Origin of the sequence: Planococcus circulans, from assembly GCF_020023385.1 — a bacterium.
Lineage (GTDB): Bacteria > Bacillota > Bacilli > Bacillales_A > Planococcaceae > Planococcus.
The window spans coordinates 17,085-32,794 of record NZ_JAIQCL010000001.1 but is presented as its reverse complement, the minus strand read 5'-3'; the positions used below and the strand labels follow the sequence as shown (position 1 = coordinate 32,794).

Genomic DNA, 15,710 nt, shown 5'->3' with positions numbered 1-15,710 from the left:
GATAATCTAAGGAGGAATTTTTTGTGGCAGAGATCAAAGTACCAGAACTAGCAGAATCGATTACAGAAGGAACAATCGCTCAATGGCTTAAACAGCCGGGCGAAACAGTTGAGAAAGGCGAATTCATCGTTGAACTGGAAACAGATAAAGTCAACGTTGAAGTCATTTCCGAAGAAGCTGGAGTTGTTCAGGAACATTTAGCACAAGAAGGCGATACAGTTGAAGTCGGACAAGTTATCGCAATCGTGGGCGAAGGTTCTGGCGAAGCAGCTGCACCTAAAGCTGAAGAAGCTCCACAAAAATCCGATGAGCCGGCTAAAACAGAAGCTCCTGCTACACAAGAGCCTGTAGCTGAAGATCCAGCAGCTGAAGAGCAATCTTCTTCTGACCGGACAATTGCAAGCCCTGCAGCACGTAAATTGGCACGCGAAAAAGGAATCGACCTGGCAGCTATTGCTCCAGTTGATCCAATGGGCCGTGTACGCGTCCAGGACGTTGAAGCTCACGGATCGAAACCGGCTGCAAGTGCACCGGCTGCAAAAGCGGAAGCACCAAAAGCACAAAAAGCCGCAGCTCCTTCTTCTGATGAAGAAAATGGCCGCATTGTCCGCGAAAAAATGTCAAGACGCCGTCAAACGATTGCAAAACGTCTTCTTGAAGTTAGACAATCAACTGCAATGTTGACGACATTCAATGAAATCGACATGACGAATGTTATGGCTTTACGCAGCCGCAAAAAAGACCAATTCCTTAAAAACAATGATGTAAAACTAGGCTTTATGTCATTCTTCACGAAAGCTGTTACAGCAGCTCTGAAAAAATACCCATATGTCAACGCTGAATTGGACGGGACAGATGTCCTTCTAAAACAGTTCTATGATGTAGGTATTGCCGTTTCAACTGAAGAAGGACTTGTTGTACCGATCGTTCGCGACACGGATAAAAAGAACTTTGCAGAAATTGAAGCGTCTATTGGCGAACTTGCAACTAAAGCCCGCGATAAGAAACTTTCAATTGCTGATATGACAGGTGGTTCATTCACAATCACTAACGGTGGGGTATTTGGTTCATTGATGTCTACACCAATCTTGAACGGTACACAGGTTGGTATTCTTGGAATGCACACGATCCAGAAACGCCCTGTTGCAATCGGAGACGAAGTTCAAATCCGTCCGATGATGTACGTAGCTCTATCTTATGACCACCGCGTAATTGACGGAAGCGATTCTGTTGGTTTCCTGAAAATGGTTAAAGATATGATCGAGAACCCAGAAGATCTATTGCTGGAATCTTAATAATCGATCTACCCGATAGTCCTGCATTGCAGGACTATCTTTTTTTTGTCATCATTAAGGAAAGAACAGCCTAAAGGCGGTAGAAGTCCATGGATATCTCGTTTTTAATTGACTTAGTAAAGGAATATGGTTATTTCAGTATGTTTGTATTTAATTGGCTGCTGCTTTTTGGCCTGCCGATTCCCAATGAAGTCGCCGCAGCCTTTTCAGGAGTATTGACGGAAATCAGCTATTTTAAGCCGGTTTATGCGTTTCTTTCAGCTTATCTAGGTCTGATCACCAGCAACACATTCGCTTACTTTATTGGGCGCAGCCTCGGGCATCGGCTGTTGAACCGGTTGAACAGGACACGTCTGAAAGGGCCGATCAGCCGATTCAATGCCTTTCTGGAAAAGCGTGGAGAATGGGCGATTGCTTTCAGTTTTTTCCTGCCTGGAATCCGTTGGGCGATGCCGTATGTTGTCGGTGCCAACCGCTTTCCGTTCATGCGCTACATGATGTTCGCCTATACAGCGGGATTTGTCTGGATGTTCATCTACTTTAATGTCGGTCGGACGTTTCCCTATGCATACCAAACTATCCTTGAACATCTGCAGGGCTTTTTGATCTTGCTGTCAATCCTTGTCATTTGTATCGTGGTGATCCGTTACCTCTACAGTACAAAGTTTGCGAAGAAGTGAGAGGTTTTGAGAATATAGTAAAGTTAATCGACTTGCATGATCCACATACAGTGGGTCTGGAGGTAGATGTTTTGCGAAACATTGAACTCTATATAAATCGAACTAATGATTTGTTTTAGCCGATACTCCGCAAAACAGCTGCGCTTTCGGGCCCGCAGGATGCGGGTTATGCAGCTGGCGCGACAGGACGTCGCAGTGCCAGCTGCCAAGAGCTCCCGCCCAATCCTCCTCGTCCGCTGCGAAAAACCGGTGCTCCTGCATCGCTGCGCTAGCTTCGTCGCAAATACGGTAGGCAAATTCCTTTTGCCCGCCTTATTCCCTGCGGTGTATCGGCCGAATCGCTGAGCCGCAGGAGTCTTCGCTGTTTTGCTCCATATCTTATAGAAACACATAGGCTTGCTTTGAATTCACTATATCTCTTAGCGAAGAGCTTGCGCAGGAGCAATCGTCTTGCTCGACTTAAAGCTTCCGAAGCGTAGAGTAAAAGCTAGTTTCTTTAGTTCAACTAATATAGCTTATTCAGTAAAAGATTTCGCAAATTATAACCTATGAAATCGATTAAAGCAGAGCCAGTTTGAAATTGGCCTGCTTTTTCCTTATACTGAAGGTATAGACAGATTGAAAAGGATGAGGACGATGATTCACAACGAATGGCTCCAGAGAGAAACGATCAAAACGGTGACCTGCAAGCACACAGATGCAGCCAAATTTTTGGTTTCCAATGTACTGACTGTGGGCAAGGAATACGAAGTGAAAAATGAAACGGAAGAATTCATTTTCGTAGTGGACAATACCGGCAAAATCGGTGGATTCTACAAAACTTATTTTGAATAATGTATGGATAGTTGGCTGTTAAAGCCTTAAAGAATGTCAAAAAGCCGATGGATTTACATCGGTTTTTTCTGTGGAAAAGAGGAAACGGAATGTCATTGATTGAGCAGGATATCACCAAGCGTAAAGAACGGACACATGAAGACTACAATAAATTGATCGGAAAACCGGGTTATATCGCTCCCGATGACCATCTCTGGCAGGATATTTTGTCTGCAGTGGTGTTGCGTAAGCCTGTATTGTTGAAAGGGCCGACGGGAGCGGGCAAGACCAAGTTGGCGGAAAGCGTTTCTGCACTGTTCGGGCAGCCGATGCAAAGCATCAACTGTTCTGTTGATTTGGATGCAGAAGCCTTGTTGGGCTTTAAGACCTTGGTGCAGCGCGATGGACAGAGTGTCATCGAGTTTGTCGAAGGTCCAGTAGTAACCGCCATGAAAAAAGGGCATTTTCTATATATTGACGAAATCAATATGGCTAAAGCTGAAACCTTGCCGATTCTCCACAGCGCGTTGGACCACCGGCGTATGATGACGAACCCTTTTACTGGGGAAGTGATTGAGGCACATCCTGATTTTGGAGTGATCTCTGCGATCAATGAAGGATATATCGGTACAGCTCCCATGAATGAAGCTTTAAAAAACCGCTTTATTGCGTATCCAATTCCTTATTTGACGGGTCAGCAATTGGCTGAGCTATGGGATCGCGAATTTCCGGAAGCAGATGGCAACCTGAAGGCGTTTATGCTGAATTTGGCGGAAGACTTGATGAAGCAAGTGACGAACGGCTTGTTGTCGGAAGAAGCTGCTTCAATTCGAAGCCTGCTGGATGCAACGGCTCTAGCGGAATATATGGATCCGCTGCGCGCCGTGCAATACGCCATTGCCGAGAAATTGGAAGATGAAAGTGAACGCGATCTGTTCATGGATCTGGCTCATACTTGGAAAAAGTAGGTGAAAATGATGGCATCAGTCAATCGGTTTATTCAATTCAATAACGAAACCATCGATACGAAGATGCTTCATCAAATGGAGCTGCTTGCCGGTGCGTTGGCGGATGCGTCTTACTTAAAGGTGACTACACGTAAATTGGTGGAGCTGAGGCCATCCGAATCCGCGATGTCCATCAGCGTTTTTTGGCGCCACCGCACCAAACGGATTGAGCGAAACGGCTATCTATCAGATATCTATTTGATGGCTGCAGGCTATTGGCGGGATTTCAATTTGGCTGCATGGCGCCAGTTCAAAAAGACGGATACAGCTTTGCCGAGCCTTCGGGAACAATTGCTGTTATGCGCTGAGGAGTTCCGTCTTTCCGAAAAGATCAAGGCAACACGTCCTGGTACGGTTGCGGCTTTTGATACGCGGGAAGCTGTTTATACGGAATATCACCAAGATCAATTCCAGCAAAACTTGAAAAAAGGCTTTAAAAGTGATCTTTTGATAAATGCGGCTTATTTAAGCTTGCGTGGAATCGAAGTGGATGCAGGCGAGCGCTTCAATGCCTTGCCTTTTATTTGGACAGGATTATTCGATGCGAAAACGACGATGGATTCCGTAAAAGTGGTGGAACGGATCATGGACCGAGCAGAATTCCTGCTCAGTTCGGATGCGCTGCATAGCTATTACACTTTTGGCGAAACCGCTGACAAAGCGCCGCCATTCCATTACCATGAAGGGATCGAAGCGGAAGAGGCGGAAGAACCTGAAGAAATTGAAACCATTGAAGAATGGTTCCAGTCCTGGCATCGGGAAACCGAAGAAAGTGAAGCCCCGGCATTGGAGTTTGAACTCGAACGCGGCGACTCCCAGCTAGCTGAAGGCGGCAGGGAAGAAGAAGGGGCAGGCGAGGTCCAACAGACGGCTAAAGGCGATTCAAGCGGAGAGCATCTGGAAGACAGCGACGCCGAGGACCGGCAGATGGAGAGCCAGCCGAAAAAAGCGGAAGGCCGATTCGGTTCAGCCAATGACCAGGTGGTGTATCACGAAACCAGATTGCGTGTAGAAGGCGACCATCGCCTCGAAATTGAGGGCTGGCGCAAAAAACAAGCGCCGTATGTACGCGCACTGCTGAAAGAACTGAAAAAAAGGATGACGCAGCGGCAGGAAGGTGTCCGCAGCAACTTGAATGCGGGGAGGCTGTCGAAAAAGCTGATGCCGCTAGTGATTGAGGAACGCCCCAAACCGTTCTACCGAAAAACAGCGCCATCCAAAGAACTGGATGCGGTTTTCTGCCTGCTGATCGATGGCTCTGCTTCCATGCTTGATAAATTGGATGAAACGAAACAGGCTGTCCTGTTGTTCCACGATGTGCTGCGCGGCTTGAATGTTCCGCATGAAATCGTCTTGTTTTATGAAGATGCCTACGAAGCGAGTGACGCTGAACAGCCGAATTATTTCGAGTGGATGCATAAGTTCGAAGACAGGGGCAAAGACCATGCCCAGGAAATTGCGTCACTGGATGCGCATGAGGACAATCGCGATGGTTTTGCAATCCGCTGGATGAACAATCGCCTGAAGCGCCGGACCGAAAAACACCGCTTTTTACTGGTCTTTTCCGACGGGGAGCCTTCTGCCTACAATTACGCAGAGAACGGCGTGGTGGATACCGCAAACGCTGTAGCGGAAGCGAAAAAGCAGGGAATCGAAGTGCTGCACCTATTCTTGAGCAGTGACTCCATTACTGAAGAGCAGGCGGCATTTTACCGGATGATGTACGGCAATAAATCCGTCAGTGCAGATTCCTTGGAGCAGTTTGTCGAACAGACTTTGCGGCTTTTGAAAAGAAGCTTGCATTTGGTCATTCAGGCGGGGTGATGTTCCTTTACTATATATGTTGAACTAATGATCTTCGCCTGTTGATATTCCACAAATCAGCTCCTGAAAACCCTGTGCTCCTGCATCGCTGCGCTAGCTTCGTCGCAAAGATACGATCCGAATTCCTTTCGGCCGTATCTTTCCTGCGGGCTTGCGCCGAAATCCACTCGGGCTTTTGGCCCGAGTGGATTTCTTGTATGTCGTTGCACTGCTCCCTTGGGAGTCTCCGCTGATTTGTTCCATATCTTTTATAAATATAGCGGAAACACAGTGGCTCAAATCGAATTCACTATGTCTCTTAGCGCCGGCGCGTCCAGGGGCTAGGCGAAGCAAGAAGCCTGGCGCTCTTTGCCTGGCTTCTTGCGGGAGCCAATGAGGGACCAGGCATTCCTGGGACCTCATTTGCAACGAGCTTGCGCAGGAGCAATCGTCTTTGCTCTACCCAAAGCGTCCGACGCGTTGTGTAAAAGCTAGATTCTTTAGTTCAACATAATATAGTTGATTCCTTTAAAGATTTATTTCCAGTATATGGATTTACTTTCGAAAAAGAGTAAAATACTTTCCGAAACAGACGGAATACTTTCCGTTGCTCCCAGAATACTTTCCGAATCGGTTGAAATACGTTCCATACAAATAAAACACACAAAAATCCCCAGACGCTCACGTAAGCATCCGGGGATTTTGCTGTTATCCATTGTTGTCGTTGTTGCCATCGTGGATGGCAAGCAGGCGTTGTTTCAGATCTTCTTCCATGCGGCCAATTTCAAGTTCAGCGGCTTTGCGGTTTCTTCGTCCTTCTGCCTGGATCTTGAGTGTTTCTTCGATGGTTTCGAGCAGGTTTTCCTGCGTCTTCTTCAAGGTATCGATTTCGACGATGCCGCGTTCATTTTCACGGGCGGTTTCGATCGAATTCATCTTCAGCATTTCCGAGTTTTTCAGAAGCAGGTCATTGGTGGTTGATGTGACTTGCTTTTGTGCTTCTACGGCTTTCAGCTGCTTGTTTAATGTCAAAGCGATGGCAATCTGATTTTTCCACAATGGAATCGAGGTCATGATGGATGACTGGATCTTCTCCGCCAAGGTTTGGTTAGTTTGTTGGATCATGCGGATCTGCGGTGCACTTTGAATCGTGATTTGACGGGATAGCTGCAGATCGTATAGGCGTTTTTCCAATCGATCCACGTATTGCATCATATCGTTGACTTCCTGATAGACCATCTGATCCTGTGAAGTCTCCGCTTTTTTGCGGAGAGCCGGGATCGTTTCGTTCATGATTTCATCCCGTTTCAGTTCAGCTGCCGCAATATAGACATTCAATGCTTGGAAATAGGTTTTGTTCTGGTCGTAAAGTTGCTCGAGCATCTGAACATCATCCAACAACCCGCGTTTGGAATGATCCAGTTGGATGCTGATGCGGTCCACCTGTGTGCTGAGCTTCTGGTATTTGGTCATCATTTCCTGGACGGAGTATTTAGCTTTCGAGAACAGCTTGCGGATGCCCGATTTCTTTCCTTGCGTCAATTCTTCGGGATTGAGCTCTTCCAGCTTTTTCATCAGATCATGAAGCACGTCACCGACAGGACCGATATCTTTGCGCTGGACATGGTCGAGCATTTTGTGTGAAAACTGGCTCAACTGGTTTTGTGCATTCGCGCCGTAGGTTAGGATCGCTTCGTTATTGCCGACCGGAATCTGCTTGGCAAGCTCGCGCGCTTTGGCCTGTTCTTCTTTTGTTAAACGGTCCATCAAGGCGACAGGGCGGCCCTCCGCCTGTTCGGCAACAGGGTGTTCCTGTTTTTCCAATTGCACGCCAAAAGGCGATTCCAATAAATCATCCAATTCACTTCGAGTTGATGGTTTCTCTGTCATCTTCCACGTCTCCCTCATGTTCAGGTTCTGGCTGTACGAGTAATTTCTGGTTATTGTGCTGATCGACAGCCAATTTTGCATAATCCAATTCCATGCGCAGTTTTTCGACATCACTCGATAGAACGCGCTTCAAGTCCTGCTCCATCACTTTATTGAGTGACAGCAGCATTTCCCGGGTATCCTGCAAGGCAACGCGCATTTCCTGATCTTTGACAGGCTGTCCGACCAGCAAGGTGTATTTTTCCGTCAATTCAATGGCTGAATCCAAATGGGAATAAAAGAAAGGTTCAGCTAAATAGAATTTTCTCGGATTTTGTTGAACTACGGTAATGATCTTATTCGCAATTTTTGTCATGTCCATCAATTGTTTGAAAGATGAAATGGAACGAACTTTATAATAATTGCCTTGAAGCTGTTTGATTTTTTCTTTGCCTTCTTTTATCTGGTTACGTACGTTTTTGAATTCACTGCGGGTCATCCCCAGATTTTTAGAGTCAGATGAAATCTGAACCTGTTTTATGGTGCTGTTGCTGGCGATATAAGTTCCGGCTGCCACAGCTCCTGATGCGATCAATCCGATTTCTGCTCCTAAATACAGGACTGGGAACATCACTGTCATAAGAGGCAGACTAACGGATTGCCTTTTGATAAAATTTTCAATCGGCTTTAGGGGCTTCATGCAAAGGACCTCCTTCACTGCTACTTACTCTATACGTCCTTGGCACTGAAAAGTTTCATTTCAATGCTCTCTCTTCCTTATATTTTACGTGAAACCGCATGTCAATACAAACTTTCGAATCCTTTGGGAAACCGAGCTTAACTCTTTACAAGCTGGAAAAGATTTGGCACAATGCTAAATAGGAAGAAATGAGGCTGGCTGCTATGCATGAAATCATCTATATGAGGGCTGATTATGAACCGTGGTGGATGTTCGATGACTGGCAGGACAAAGTAGTTTCGCGCCGGGAGTTTACTTCAGCCGAATCCGCCCGTGAATACTTGGGGGAACTAAAGGCGGATTTCAGCCACAGATTTGAAGAGCATGAAGAGCGGGATTCAGCCTTCAACAGCTACTGGAACCAGGAAGAAATGGAATATTGCGAAAAATGCGAAGAGGATTTACAGATATTTCATGGGCTGATTTGGCTAGTTGATGGGAAACCAAAGATAAGTTTTTAGATTTATTTGACTTTTGTAGTCAATTTGATATAATTATCTTAACAACATGAAATCTCCACCAATTACAGCTATTCACATATTTCCAAAAGTGATCAGCACGTGATGGTACTTTTGGAAATATGTGAATTTTTTATTGGAAAAGATTCCATATTGAAAAATTTTTTTACCACAGGAGGTAATTATTATGCAAGAAGGAACAGTAAAATGGTTTAACTCAGAAAAAGGCTTTGGCTTCATCGAAGTTGAAGGCGGAGACGATGTATTCGTACACTTCTCAGCAATCCAAGGCGAAGGCTTTAAAACGCTTGACGAAGGACAACGTGTTGAATTCGAAGTAGAAGAAGGCAACCGTGGACCTCAAGCAACTAACGTAACTAAAGTCTAATAACCCAGGACCACTCTTTCGGGAGTGGTTCTTTTTTTGTCAACAGATAGGTGGACGCCAGAATCATTTCGACATCTCACATATGCCTTCTCTTAATTTCAGTCCGTATCCAAAAGAGCAGTGTACTCAAAGGGAACGGCAGCCCAGAACGGACGCATGAGGTTTTTATTCAGTGCAGGATGGGTATAAATAGATGACTGGATAAAGAGAACACGGGAGGTTTTATCATGGAAGGTACAGTAAAATCATTTGATGAAGATAAAGGGGTAGGCATGATTACAGGCGACAACGGGGAAGACTTCTTCTTTGAAGAAATCAACATCAATGTCGACGGCTTCCGGAAACTGAATCCGGGTCAGCCGGTGAAGTTCACCGTCTATGAAGGTGTTGCCGACAAAGCCCGTGTAGCGACAAATGTAACATTAGTATTCTAGAAATCGTCATGGATTCATCAGTTATTGAAAAGAAAGATTAAGGGGGAATAGCAGATGGACAATGAATACCTAAAAAAACCGATGCCGAGTGAAGAAAAACAAAATGATTTCTATCAGAAATTGCGGACTAAAGTTCAAAAGTGGGTGGACAGCAAACCGGGAGTGGTTGGAACCGTCAGCGGCTATGTCTTGTTCGCGCCGGACTTATTCCATCTTTTGACCAGAATGATGCTGGATAGCCGGATTGATGCGAAAAGCAAAGCAGCAGTCGGTGCCGGAATCATGTATTTTATCGCGCCGATCGATTTCCTGCCTGAAATTCTGATAGGTCCAGGTGGATTCCTCGACGATGTCGTCGTGGCGGTATTCGTCATCAATACGGTTTTAAACAAATTCCCGAAAGAAGTCATCACAGAGCATTGGGCTGGAGATGAGGATTTATTGGAGCTCCTCAAAAAAGTATCCAATTCAGGAAATAAATACGTTTCCAAATTGCCTGCAGGCCGATTGGTGAAACGTTTTACAAAATAAAGCATGTCAGTCGAAAAACCGTGGATCTGCGCAGATCCACGGTTTTTCCATGTTCTTTTGGAAGAGTAGGCATACGAAAAAGCAGCAGATGGACTCAGGAAATCGAGTGCAGCTGCTGCTTGAATCATAATCTTTTTAGTTGGTGATACCTTGTGTATCTTTCCACTCCAGGTATTCATCGTACGTTAATTGCTTGTCGAGGATTGTTCCGTCTTCACGGATTTCAATCACGCGGTTTGCAACCGTCTGGATAAACTGATGGTCATGGGAAGTGAAGACCATTGCGCCTTTGAAGGCGATCATGCCGTTATTCAACGCTTGGATCGATTCAAGGTCCAAGTGGTTGGTAGGCTCATCCAAAAGAAGAACGTTTGCGTGTGACAGCATCATTTTGGAAAGCATGCAACGAACTTTCTCGCCGCCGGATAAAACAGAAGGTTTCTTTTTCACTTCTTCGCCGGAGAATAGCATTCTTCCAAGGAAGCCACGAAGGAATGTTTCGCTTTCGTCTTCCGGTGAGTACTGGCGCAGCCAATCCACTAGTGACAATTCACTGCCTTCGAAGTAGATGGTATTGTCGATCGGCAAGTAAGCGCGTGAAGTAGTGACTCCCCAGCGGGCCGAACCGGATTCCGGTTGGTCTTCTTCAGCTAGAATACGCAGAAGAGCAGATTTTGCAAGTGGATCACCGATCAGGACGATTTTATCGTCTTTGTTTAGGTTAAAGCTGATATTGTTCAATAATTTCTTGCCATCAACGGTTTGGCTGACATCTCTTACGGTCAACACATCGTTGCCGATTTCGCGGCCGATGGTGAAATTGACGAACGGATATTTACGGGAAGAAGGACGGATATCATCGAGCTCGATTTTATCGAGCATTTTCTTCCGTGAAGTCGCTTGCTTCGATTTGGAAGCATTGGCGGAGAAGCGGGCGATAAAGGCTTGAAGCTCTTTAATCTTTTCTTCTTTTTTCGAGTTCTGATCTGATGCCAAACGGGTAGCCAATTGGCTTGATTCGTACCAGAAGTCGTAGTTTCCGACATAAAGCTGAATTTTACCGAAGTCAAGGTCAGCGATATGTGTACAGACTTTGTTCAGGAAGTGGCGGTCATGCGACACGACGATGACAGTGTTGTCAAAGTTGATCAGGAATTCTTCCAGCCATTGGATTGCTTTCAAGTCCAGGTGGTTGGTAGGCTCATCCAGCAATAGAACATCAGGTTTACCGAATAAAGCTTGTGCCAAAAGCACTTTCACTTTATCGGAACCCGAAAGTTCAGCCATCTTCTTATCATGCTGGTCTTCAGTAATGCCAAGACCCTGTAACAGGATGGCTGCTTCAGATTCAGCTTCCCAGCCGTTCAATTCAGCGAATTCGCCTTCAAGTTCAGCAGCACGCATGCCGTCTTCATCAGAGAAATCCTCTTTCATATAGATGGCGTTCTTCTCGGACATGACCTCATATAATTTCTTGTGGCCCATAATAACAGTCTCAAGAACAGCATATTCTTCGTATTCAAAATGGTTTTGCTTCAGTACAGCCAGGCGTTCACCTGATCCCATATAGACATTTCCGGATTGTGCTTCAAGTTCACCGGAAAGGATTTTGATGAACGTCGATTTGCCGGCACCATTGGCACCGATCAATCCGTAGCAATTGCCGGGGTTAAATTGGATATTTACATCTTCGAATAGTTTGCGGTCACCAAAGCGAAGACTTACATCATTTGCAGCTATCATTTATACGTACCTCCTAAATTTCACAATAAGAAGAGTATACCACGAAATCCACGGAAATCGATAGCATTCGCCCGTGGTCTCGGATAAACTAAAAATATAAGTTGTTTTTACCTTGTTTTCCGTTCAACATAGGCTTCCAACATGCCAAGTTCCTTATTCAGCAAATACTCCATCCGTACATACTCGCGACGGCCGGGAATGTGTTCCGGCGTCAGGCCTTTCATCGAATAGATAAAGTAATAACCGCCGATTTGGCGAAACAGTACAACAACATGGGGGAATTCATCGAAAATCGCTTTTATATTGTAGCGTTTCGCGTAACTCCAATTCACGAGTTTCATCGGCAACCCGCCTTTCACACCTCTATTTTAAATGATTGAGGGGTGAGTCACAAGTTTGGTGTTGTGTACCGAGAAGTTCGGCAGGATCATTTAGAATGAGTGATTAATAAAACGATGAATTCATATTCTTACTATAGTTATCAGGAGGAAAAAAACGTGGCTGAACAGCAAAAGAAATCGACGATTGGCTTGATGGTACTGGCGATTTTGTTTGTCGCCTTGAACCTGCGTCCGGCCATTTCGTCCATCGGCCCGATGCTTGAGCCGATTCGCGCAGATTTGGATTTAAGCAATAGTGAGGTCAGTCTCTTAACGGCTGTTCCTGTTTTTTGCATGGGGCTTTTTGCGCCTTTGGCGGTTCTGTTCGGCCGGAAATTCGGATTGAAGCGCTCGATAGCCATGTTGCTTGTGGCAATCGGCCTGTTTACATTAATCAGAGGTTTTGTACCGACTTATCCGGTTCTGCTTGCGAGTGCCTTTTTCATCGGGTTGGCCATCGCAATCATCAGTCCTCTTCTGTCGGCGATGATCAAGCGTGATTTTCCGATGCGCACTGCAGCATTGATCGGTGTCTATTCGTTTGGGATGGGGTTAGGGGCGACTTTGTCAGCTGGTTTGACAGGAGTTTTTTACACCGTAGCGGACTGGCCGCTGGCGATTGCCAGTTGGAGTCTATTGTCTGTAGCGGCCATCATCATCTGGGTGCGTGTCAAACAGCCGGCTGAAGTGAAAGTTGAGGAAACAGCCATTGACGGTGTTGCGCTAGTATCGCCGTGGAAAAATAAGCGGGCCTGGTACATGCTGCTGTTTTTCGGCTTCCAGTCTGCATTTTTCTTTTCGATGCTGACCTGGCTTGCACCGATTGCGATTGAAAAAGGCATGACCGTTTTGGCGGCTGGAGGGGTGTTGACTCTGATGACGGCGGTTCAAATTGTGGGGAATATCAGTATTCCGTTGATGTTCAATAAGTTTCCAAGCCGCTTGGCCTGGATATTGATTGTATTGGCCTTTGGCACGGTGGGAATCTTCCTGCTGATGTTCGGCAATGTTGAGGCGATTTGGATAGCGGCCGCTTGTATCGGTGTAGCATTGGGTGGGCTTTTCCCCATCGCCTTATTGATGCCGCTCGATGAAACGACTTCTGCCGACGAAGCCAATAGCTGGACAGCGATGACGCAGTCAGGCGGCTATATCATTTCGGCCTTCATGCCATTGACAATCGGCATCATCTACGATGCAACGGGCAATCACGATATCACGTTGCTGCTGTTTTTAGCCTTTATTGTGCTGATGGTTATTTTTTCGCTGCTGCTCAATAAAAAGGGGTAGCTATTCTTTTGGCTCCGGCAGGAAAAATGCTTTAATGACATGCGGCTGGAGCACCACCATCCACGAAAGGTAAAGCGAGATTAAAGGAAAGATGATGCACCACGAGGAAATCATGGTGAAAGAAAGCTCAGAGCTTGGATAAAAAGACGTGAAATACCAAAAATTATAACTCAAAGTTAAGATCATCGTTGAGACGGGTCCGACATAAACTCTTTTGGTGAGTAGAGCGAGCAGGAGACCGATTCCGATGACAATCATCGGAACAATCACCAATTGCATCACAATAGGATCTACAGATTCTATAAGTTTCAATCGAGTGCCTCCCTAAATCGGAAATGGGTAGTTCAATTGTTCGAATAATCTGTTTATAATGCAGGGTAAAAAAAGCTGACGCATCAAGCGTCAACTTTTTCCCAGGCATTAGATAGGAATACATCCCGGCCGGATTCTGCCCGGTCTTTTTTATAATGTTCGGCATTTTTCTTATAAAAATCCTGGTGGTAATCCTCTGCTTTGTAGAAAGCAACAGCGTCCCGGATTTCCGTCACGACGGGTTTATCGAAACGTCCGCTGGCATCCAATTCCTGCTTGGATTTTTCTGCTATCGCACGCTGGTGTTCGTTATGGACGAAAATCGACGCCCGATAAGAAGGGCCTCTGTCTTGAAATTGGCCTTCATCATCTGTAGGATCAATTTGCTGCCAAAAGATATCCAGCAATTGTTCGTATGGAAAAACATCAGGCTGGAATGTAATTTCTACAACTTCCAAATGGCCGGTGGTTCCGGATTTCACTTGTTCGTAGGTAGGGTTTTCTATAAGTCCGCCACTGTAACCTGAAACAACCTGCTCAATGCCGTCAAACTGATCAAACGGTTTGACCATGCACCAAAAGCAGCCGCCTGCAAATGTCGCTTTTTCTGTCATGATAATGGCTCCTCTCCCGGTGATGCTATATGGTTTACTTGGCAGATGAGAACTTTCGCTTTTATATCTCGGTAGTTAATAGGAAGAAAAAGTTATTTTAGGCCGCCATCTGATAGTAGGTAAGAAAAATCTTACCACTCGATCGCATTTCCGACAATTAAAATGTTCTGTAGACAGCGAAACTTTTATAGCGGCGCGTCTGCACAGTTCGAGCAACTCTTTTTCTTTTGTTCGCATGCTTTTAAATCATTCCATCATAAAAGGGAGAAAAAGCCCATTATTATGGTTTAGCTCGTTAATTTAAAAGGAATCCCGAAACTTATTGTACAGGTGAGCGTCATATTGACGTAAAAGTTTAGAAAGGAGTGTATTGATCATGGAAGAAGAATTACAACCCCTCAAAAGAAAAAGACGCAGAAAAAGAAGATTACGGCTGCGCGGCATCGTCTTCCTGCTCCTGATTGCACTCATCGCAGTGGGTGTTTATGCATTCTTGCAATTTAAAAGTGGTGAAAGTCTCGCTGATGGCATAGAGCAAGAACCTGTTACATTCGATGGAGACGCAGCAAACGGAGATTATGAAAACATCCTGGTGCTTGGTGTCGATTCGCGTGGAGAAGAGCAATCCCGTACAGATACGATGATGCTCGTCACACATGATAAAGTGAACGACGAAATTAAATTGACTTCATTCATGCGGGATATTTATGCCGATATTCCCGGTTATCAATCCTATAAATTAAATACGGCATACTATTTAGGCGGAGTGGACCTGCTGGCAGATACGCTTCGGAACATGTTTGGGGTGGAGATTCATCATTATGCTTTGATTGACTTCACAAGTTTTGAAAGCCTGGTTGATATTGCTGCACCAAATGGCGTGGAAATTGATGTCGAGAAAGCAATGTCTGAAAAGATCGGGGTCTCTTTGACGCCAGGCGTTCAAAAACTCAACGGTAAAGAGCTTCTAGGCTATGCTCGGTTCCGTTCTGATAATGAAGGAGACTTTGGCCGGGTGCGCCGACAGCAGCAAGTGATTGCGTCTATGAAAGATGAACTGGTCAGCATTTCTTCTATTCCGAAGTTCCCGAAATTGGCAGGTGCATTGCAAGGCTATGTCCAAACCGATATGCCATTGACGGACCAAGTAAAACTGGCCACCGAATTGGCAACCGGCGGAGGCGGGGAAGTGGACCGTTTGACTCTTCCAGTTGAAGACAGCTATAGCTATGGGAACTACGCTCATGCGGGGTCGGTTCTTGATATTGATGTGGAGCAAAATAAGCAAGCATTAAGTGAATATTTGTCACAACCCCTAGACTAAATCATTAGTGATTATGATAATATGAAGGTA

At 45.5% G+C, this 15,710-nt stretch carries 17 protein-coding genes; 11 read left to right on the top strand and 6 right to left on the bottom strand.

The features are described from left to right. Window positions 1-23 precede the first annotated feature (23 nt). From odhB to K8U60_RS00145, 5 genes are all read left to right on the top strand, one after another. Window positions 24-1,295 carry a 2-oxoglutarate dehydrogenase complex dihydrolipoyllysine-residue succinyltransferase gene (odhB, locus tag K8U60_RS00165; RefSeq protein ID WP_223632428.1) on the top strand — a complete coding sequence of 424 codons (1,272 nt, stop codon included), beginning with the start codon at window positions 24-26 and terminating at the stop codon, window positions 1,293-1,295. Between the two features lie 89 nt (window positions 1,296-1,384). Further along, complete coding sequence (locus K8U60_RS00160; protein WP_223632426.1) at window positions 1,385-1,975, top strand: DedA family protein; 591 nt, start codon at window positions 1,385-1,387, stop codon at window positions 1,973-1,975. Between the two features lie 636 nt (window positions 1,976-2,611). Next, complete coding sequence (locus K8U60_RS00155) at window positions 2,612-2,809, top strand: DUF6501 family protein (RefSeq protein WP_223632424.1); 198 nt, start codon at window positions 2,612-2,614, stop codon at window positions 2,807-2,809. 89 nt (window positions 2,810-2,898) lie between these two features. Beyond that, a complete protein-coding gene (locus K8U60_RS00150) occupies window positions 2,899-3,756 on the top strand; it encodes an ATP-binding protein (protein ID WP_223632422.1) in 858 nt (285 codons plus the stop codon). Between the two features lie 6 nt (window positions 3,757-3,762). After that, entirely contained in the window at window positions 3,763-5,619 is a 1,857-nt protein-coding gene (locus K8U60_RS00145) for a vWA domain-containing protein (protein ID WP_223632418.1), read from the top strand. 687 nt (window positions 5,620-6,306) lie between these two features. On the opposite strand, the gene K8U60_RS00140 is transcribed toward K8U60_RS00145, so the two are convergent. Next, window positions 6,307-7,488 (bottom strand): toxic anion resistance protein, encoded by a 1,182-nt coding sequence (locus tag K8U60_RS00140; protein ID WP_223632415.1) that lies wholly within the window; start codon window positions 7,486-7,488, stop codon window positions 6,307-6,309. Next, window positions 7,460-8,167 carry a 5-bromo-4-chloroindolyl phosphate hydrolysis family protein gene (locus tag K8U60_RS00135; protein WP_223632412.1) on the bottom strand — a complete coding sequence of 236 codons (708 nt, stop codon included), beginning with the start codon at window positions 8,165-8,167 and terminating at the stop codon, window positions 7,460-7,462. Before K8U60_RS00135 ends, K8U60_RS00140 begins: the two co-directional genes overlap by 29 nt. A gap of 203 nt (window positions 8,168-8,370) precedes the next feature. Here K8U60_RS00135 and K8U60_RS00130 point away from each other — a divergent pair, with 203 nt between their 5' ends. From K8U60_RS00130 to K8U60_RS00115, 4 genes are all read left to right on the top strand, one after another. Next, on the top strand, window positions 8,371-8,667 hold the full coding sequence (locus K8U60_RS00130; protein ID WP_223632410.1) for a DUF1033 family protein: 297 nt from the start codon (window positions 8,371-8,373) through the stop codon (window positions 8,665-8,667). Between the two features lie 184 nt (window positions 8,668-8,851). Continuing rightward, the gene (locus K8U60_RS00125) at window positions 8,852-9,052 is read left to right on the top strand and encodes a cold-shock protein (protein WP_008428384.1); all 201 of its coding nucleotides are present in this window, start codon (window positions 8,852-8,854) and stop codon (window positions 9,050-9,052) included. A gap of 227 nt (window positions 9,053-9,279) precedes the next feature. Beyond that, on the top strand, window positions 9,280-9,486 hold the full coding sequence (locus K8U60_RS00120; RefSeq protein ID WP_223632408.1) for a cold-shock protein: 207 nt from the start codon (window positions 9,280-9,282) through the stop codon (window positions 9,484-9,486). Between the two features lie 54 nt (window positions 9,487-9,540). After that, window positions 9,541-10,017, top strand: a complete 477-nt coding sequence (locus K8U60_RS00115) for a YkvA family protein (protein ID WP_223632407.1) — start codon at window positions 9,541-9,543, stop codon at window positions 10,015-10,017. A gap of 135 nt (window positions 10,018-10,152) precedes the next feature. Here the strand turns inward: K8U60_RS00115 and K8U60_RS00110 are convergent, their stop codons facing one another. Both K8U60_RS00110 and K8U60_RS00105 read right to left on the bottom strand, forming a co-directional pair. Beyond that, window positions 10,153-11,760: an ABC-F family ATP-binding cassette domain-containing protein gene (locus tag K8U60_RS00110; protein WP_223632405.1), complete on the bottom strand. Its 1,608-nt coding sequence runs from the start codon at window positions 11,758-11,760 to the stop codon at window positions 10,153-10,155. A 107-nt stretch (window positions 11,761-11,867) separates the two neighbouring features. Further along, window positions 11,868-12,101, bottom strand: coding sequence for a hypothetical protein (locus K8U60_RS00105; RefSeq protein ID WP_223632403.1), 234 nt, complete (start codon window positions 12,099-12,101; stop codon window positions 11,868-11,870). Between the two features lie 156 nt (window positions 12,102-12,257). On the opposite strand from K8U60_RS00105, the gene K8U60_RS00100 reads away from it, so the two are divergent. Further along, entirely contained in the window at window positions 12,258-13,430 is a 1,173-nt protein-coding gene (locus K8U60_RS00100) for an MFS transporter (RefSeq protein ID WP_223632401.1), read from the top strand. Here K8U60_RS00100 and K8U60_RS00095 read toward each other — a convergent pair whose 3' ends face one another. Further along, window positions 13,431-13,742 (bottom strand): hypothetical protein, encoded by a 312-nt coding sequence (locus tag K8U60_RS00095; RefSeq protein ID WP_223632399.1) that lies wholly within the window; start codon window positions 13,740-13,742, stop codon window positions 13,431-13,433. It lies immediately after the preceding gene. A gap of 83 nt (window positions 13,743-13,825) precedes the next feature. After that, on the bottom strand, window positions 13,826-14,356 hold the full coding sequence (gene msrA / locus K8U60_RS00090) for a peptide-methionine (S)-S-oxide reductase MsrA (protein ID WP_223632397.1): 531 nt from the start codon (window positions 14,354-14,356) through the stop codon (window positions 13,826-13,828). A gap of 376 nt (window positions 14,357-14,732) precedes the next feature. Between msrA and K8U60_RS00085 the strand changes: the two genes are divergently transcribed. Then, complete coding sequence (locus K8U60_RS00085) at window positions 14,733-15,680, top strand: LCP family protein (protein WP_223632395.1); 948 nt, start codon at window positions 14,733-14,735, stop codon at window positions 15,678-15,680. Window positions 15,681-15,710 lie beyond the last annotated feature (30 nt).

Excerpts from the sequence above, each read along its gene's own strand:
- K8U60_RS00160 (WP_223632426.1), top strand. The coding sequence starts at position 1,385 with ATGGATATCTCGTTTTTAATTGACTTAGTAAAGGAATATGGTTATTTC.
- K8U60_RS00155 (WP_223632424.1), top strand. The coding sequence starts at position 2,612 with ATGATTCACAACGAATGGCTCCAGAGAGAAACGATCAAAACGGTGACC.
- K8U60_RS00150 (WP_223632422.1), top strand. The coding sequence starts at position 2,899 with ATGTCATTGATTGAGCAGGATATCACCAAGCGTAAAGAACGGACACAT.
- K8U60_RS00145 (WP_223632418.1), top strand. The coding sequence starts at position 3,763 with ATGATGGCATCAGTCAATCGGTTTATTCAATTCAATAACGAAACCATC.
- K8U60_RS00140 (WP_223632415.1), bottom strand. The coding sequence starts at position 7,488 with ATGACAGAGAAACCATCAACTCGAAGTGAATTGGATGATTTATTGGAA.
- K8U60_RS00135 (WP_223632412.1), bottom strand. The coding sequence starts at position 8,167 with ATGAAGCCCCTAAAGCCGATTGAAAATTTTATCAAAAGGCAATCCGTT.
- K8U60_RS00130 (WP_223632410.1), top strand. The coding sequence starts at position 8,371 with ATGCATGAAATCATCTATATGAGGGCTGATTATGAACCGTGGTGGATG.
- K8U60_RS00125 (WP_008428384.1), top strand. The coding sequence starts at position 8,852 with ATGCAAGAAGGAACAGTAAAATGGTTTAACTCAGAAAAAGGCTTTGGC.
- K8U60_RS00120 (WP_223632408.1), top strand. The coding sequence starts at position 9,280 with ATGGAAGGTACAGTAAAATCATTTGATGAAGATAAAGGGGTAGGCATG.
- K8U60_RS00115 (WP_223632407.1), top strand. The coding sequence starts at position 9,541 with ATGGACAATGAATACCTAAAAAAACCGATGCCGAGTGAAGAAAAACAA.
- K8U60_RS00110 (WP_223632405.1), bottom strand. The coding sequence starts at position 11,760 with ATGATAGCTGCAAATGATGTAAGTCTTCGCTTTGGTGACCGCAAACTA.
- K8U60_RS00105 (WP_223632403.1), bottom strand. The coding sequence starts at position 12,101 with ATGAAACTCGTGAATTGGAGTTACGCGAAACGCTACAATATAAAAGCG.
- msrA (WP_223632397.1), bottom strand. The coding sequence starts at position 14,356 with ATGACAGAAAAAGCGACATTTGCAGGCGGCTGCTTTTGGTGCATGGTC.
- K8U60_RS00085 (WP_223632395.1), top strand. The coding sequence starts at position 14,733 with ATGGAAGAAGAATTACAACCCCTCAAAAGAAAAAGACGCAGAAAAAGA.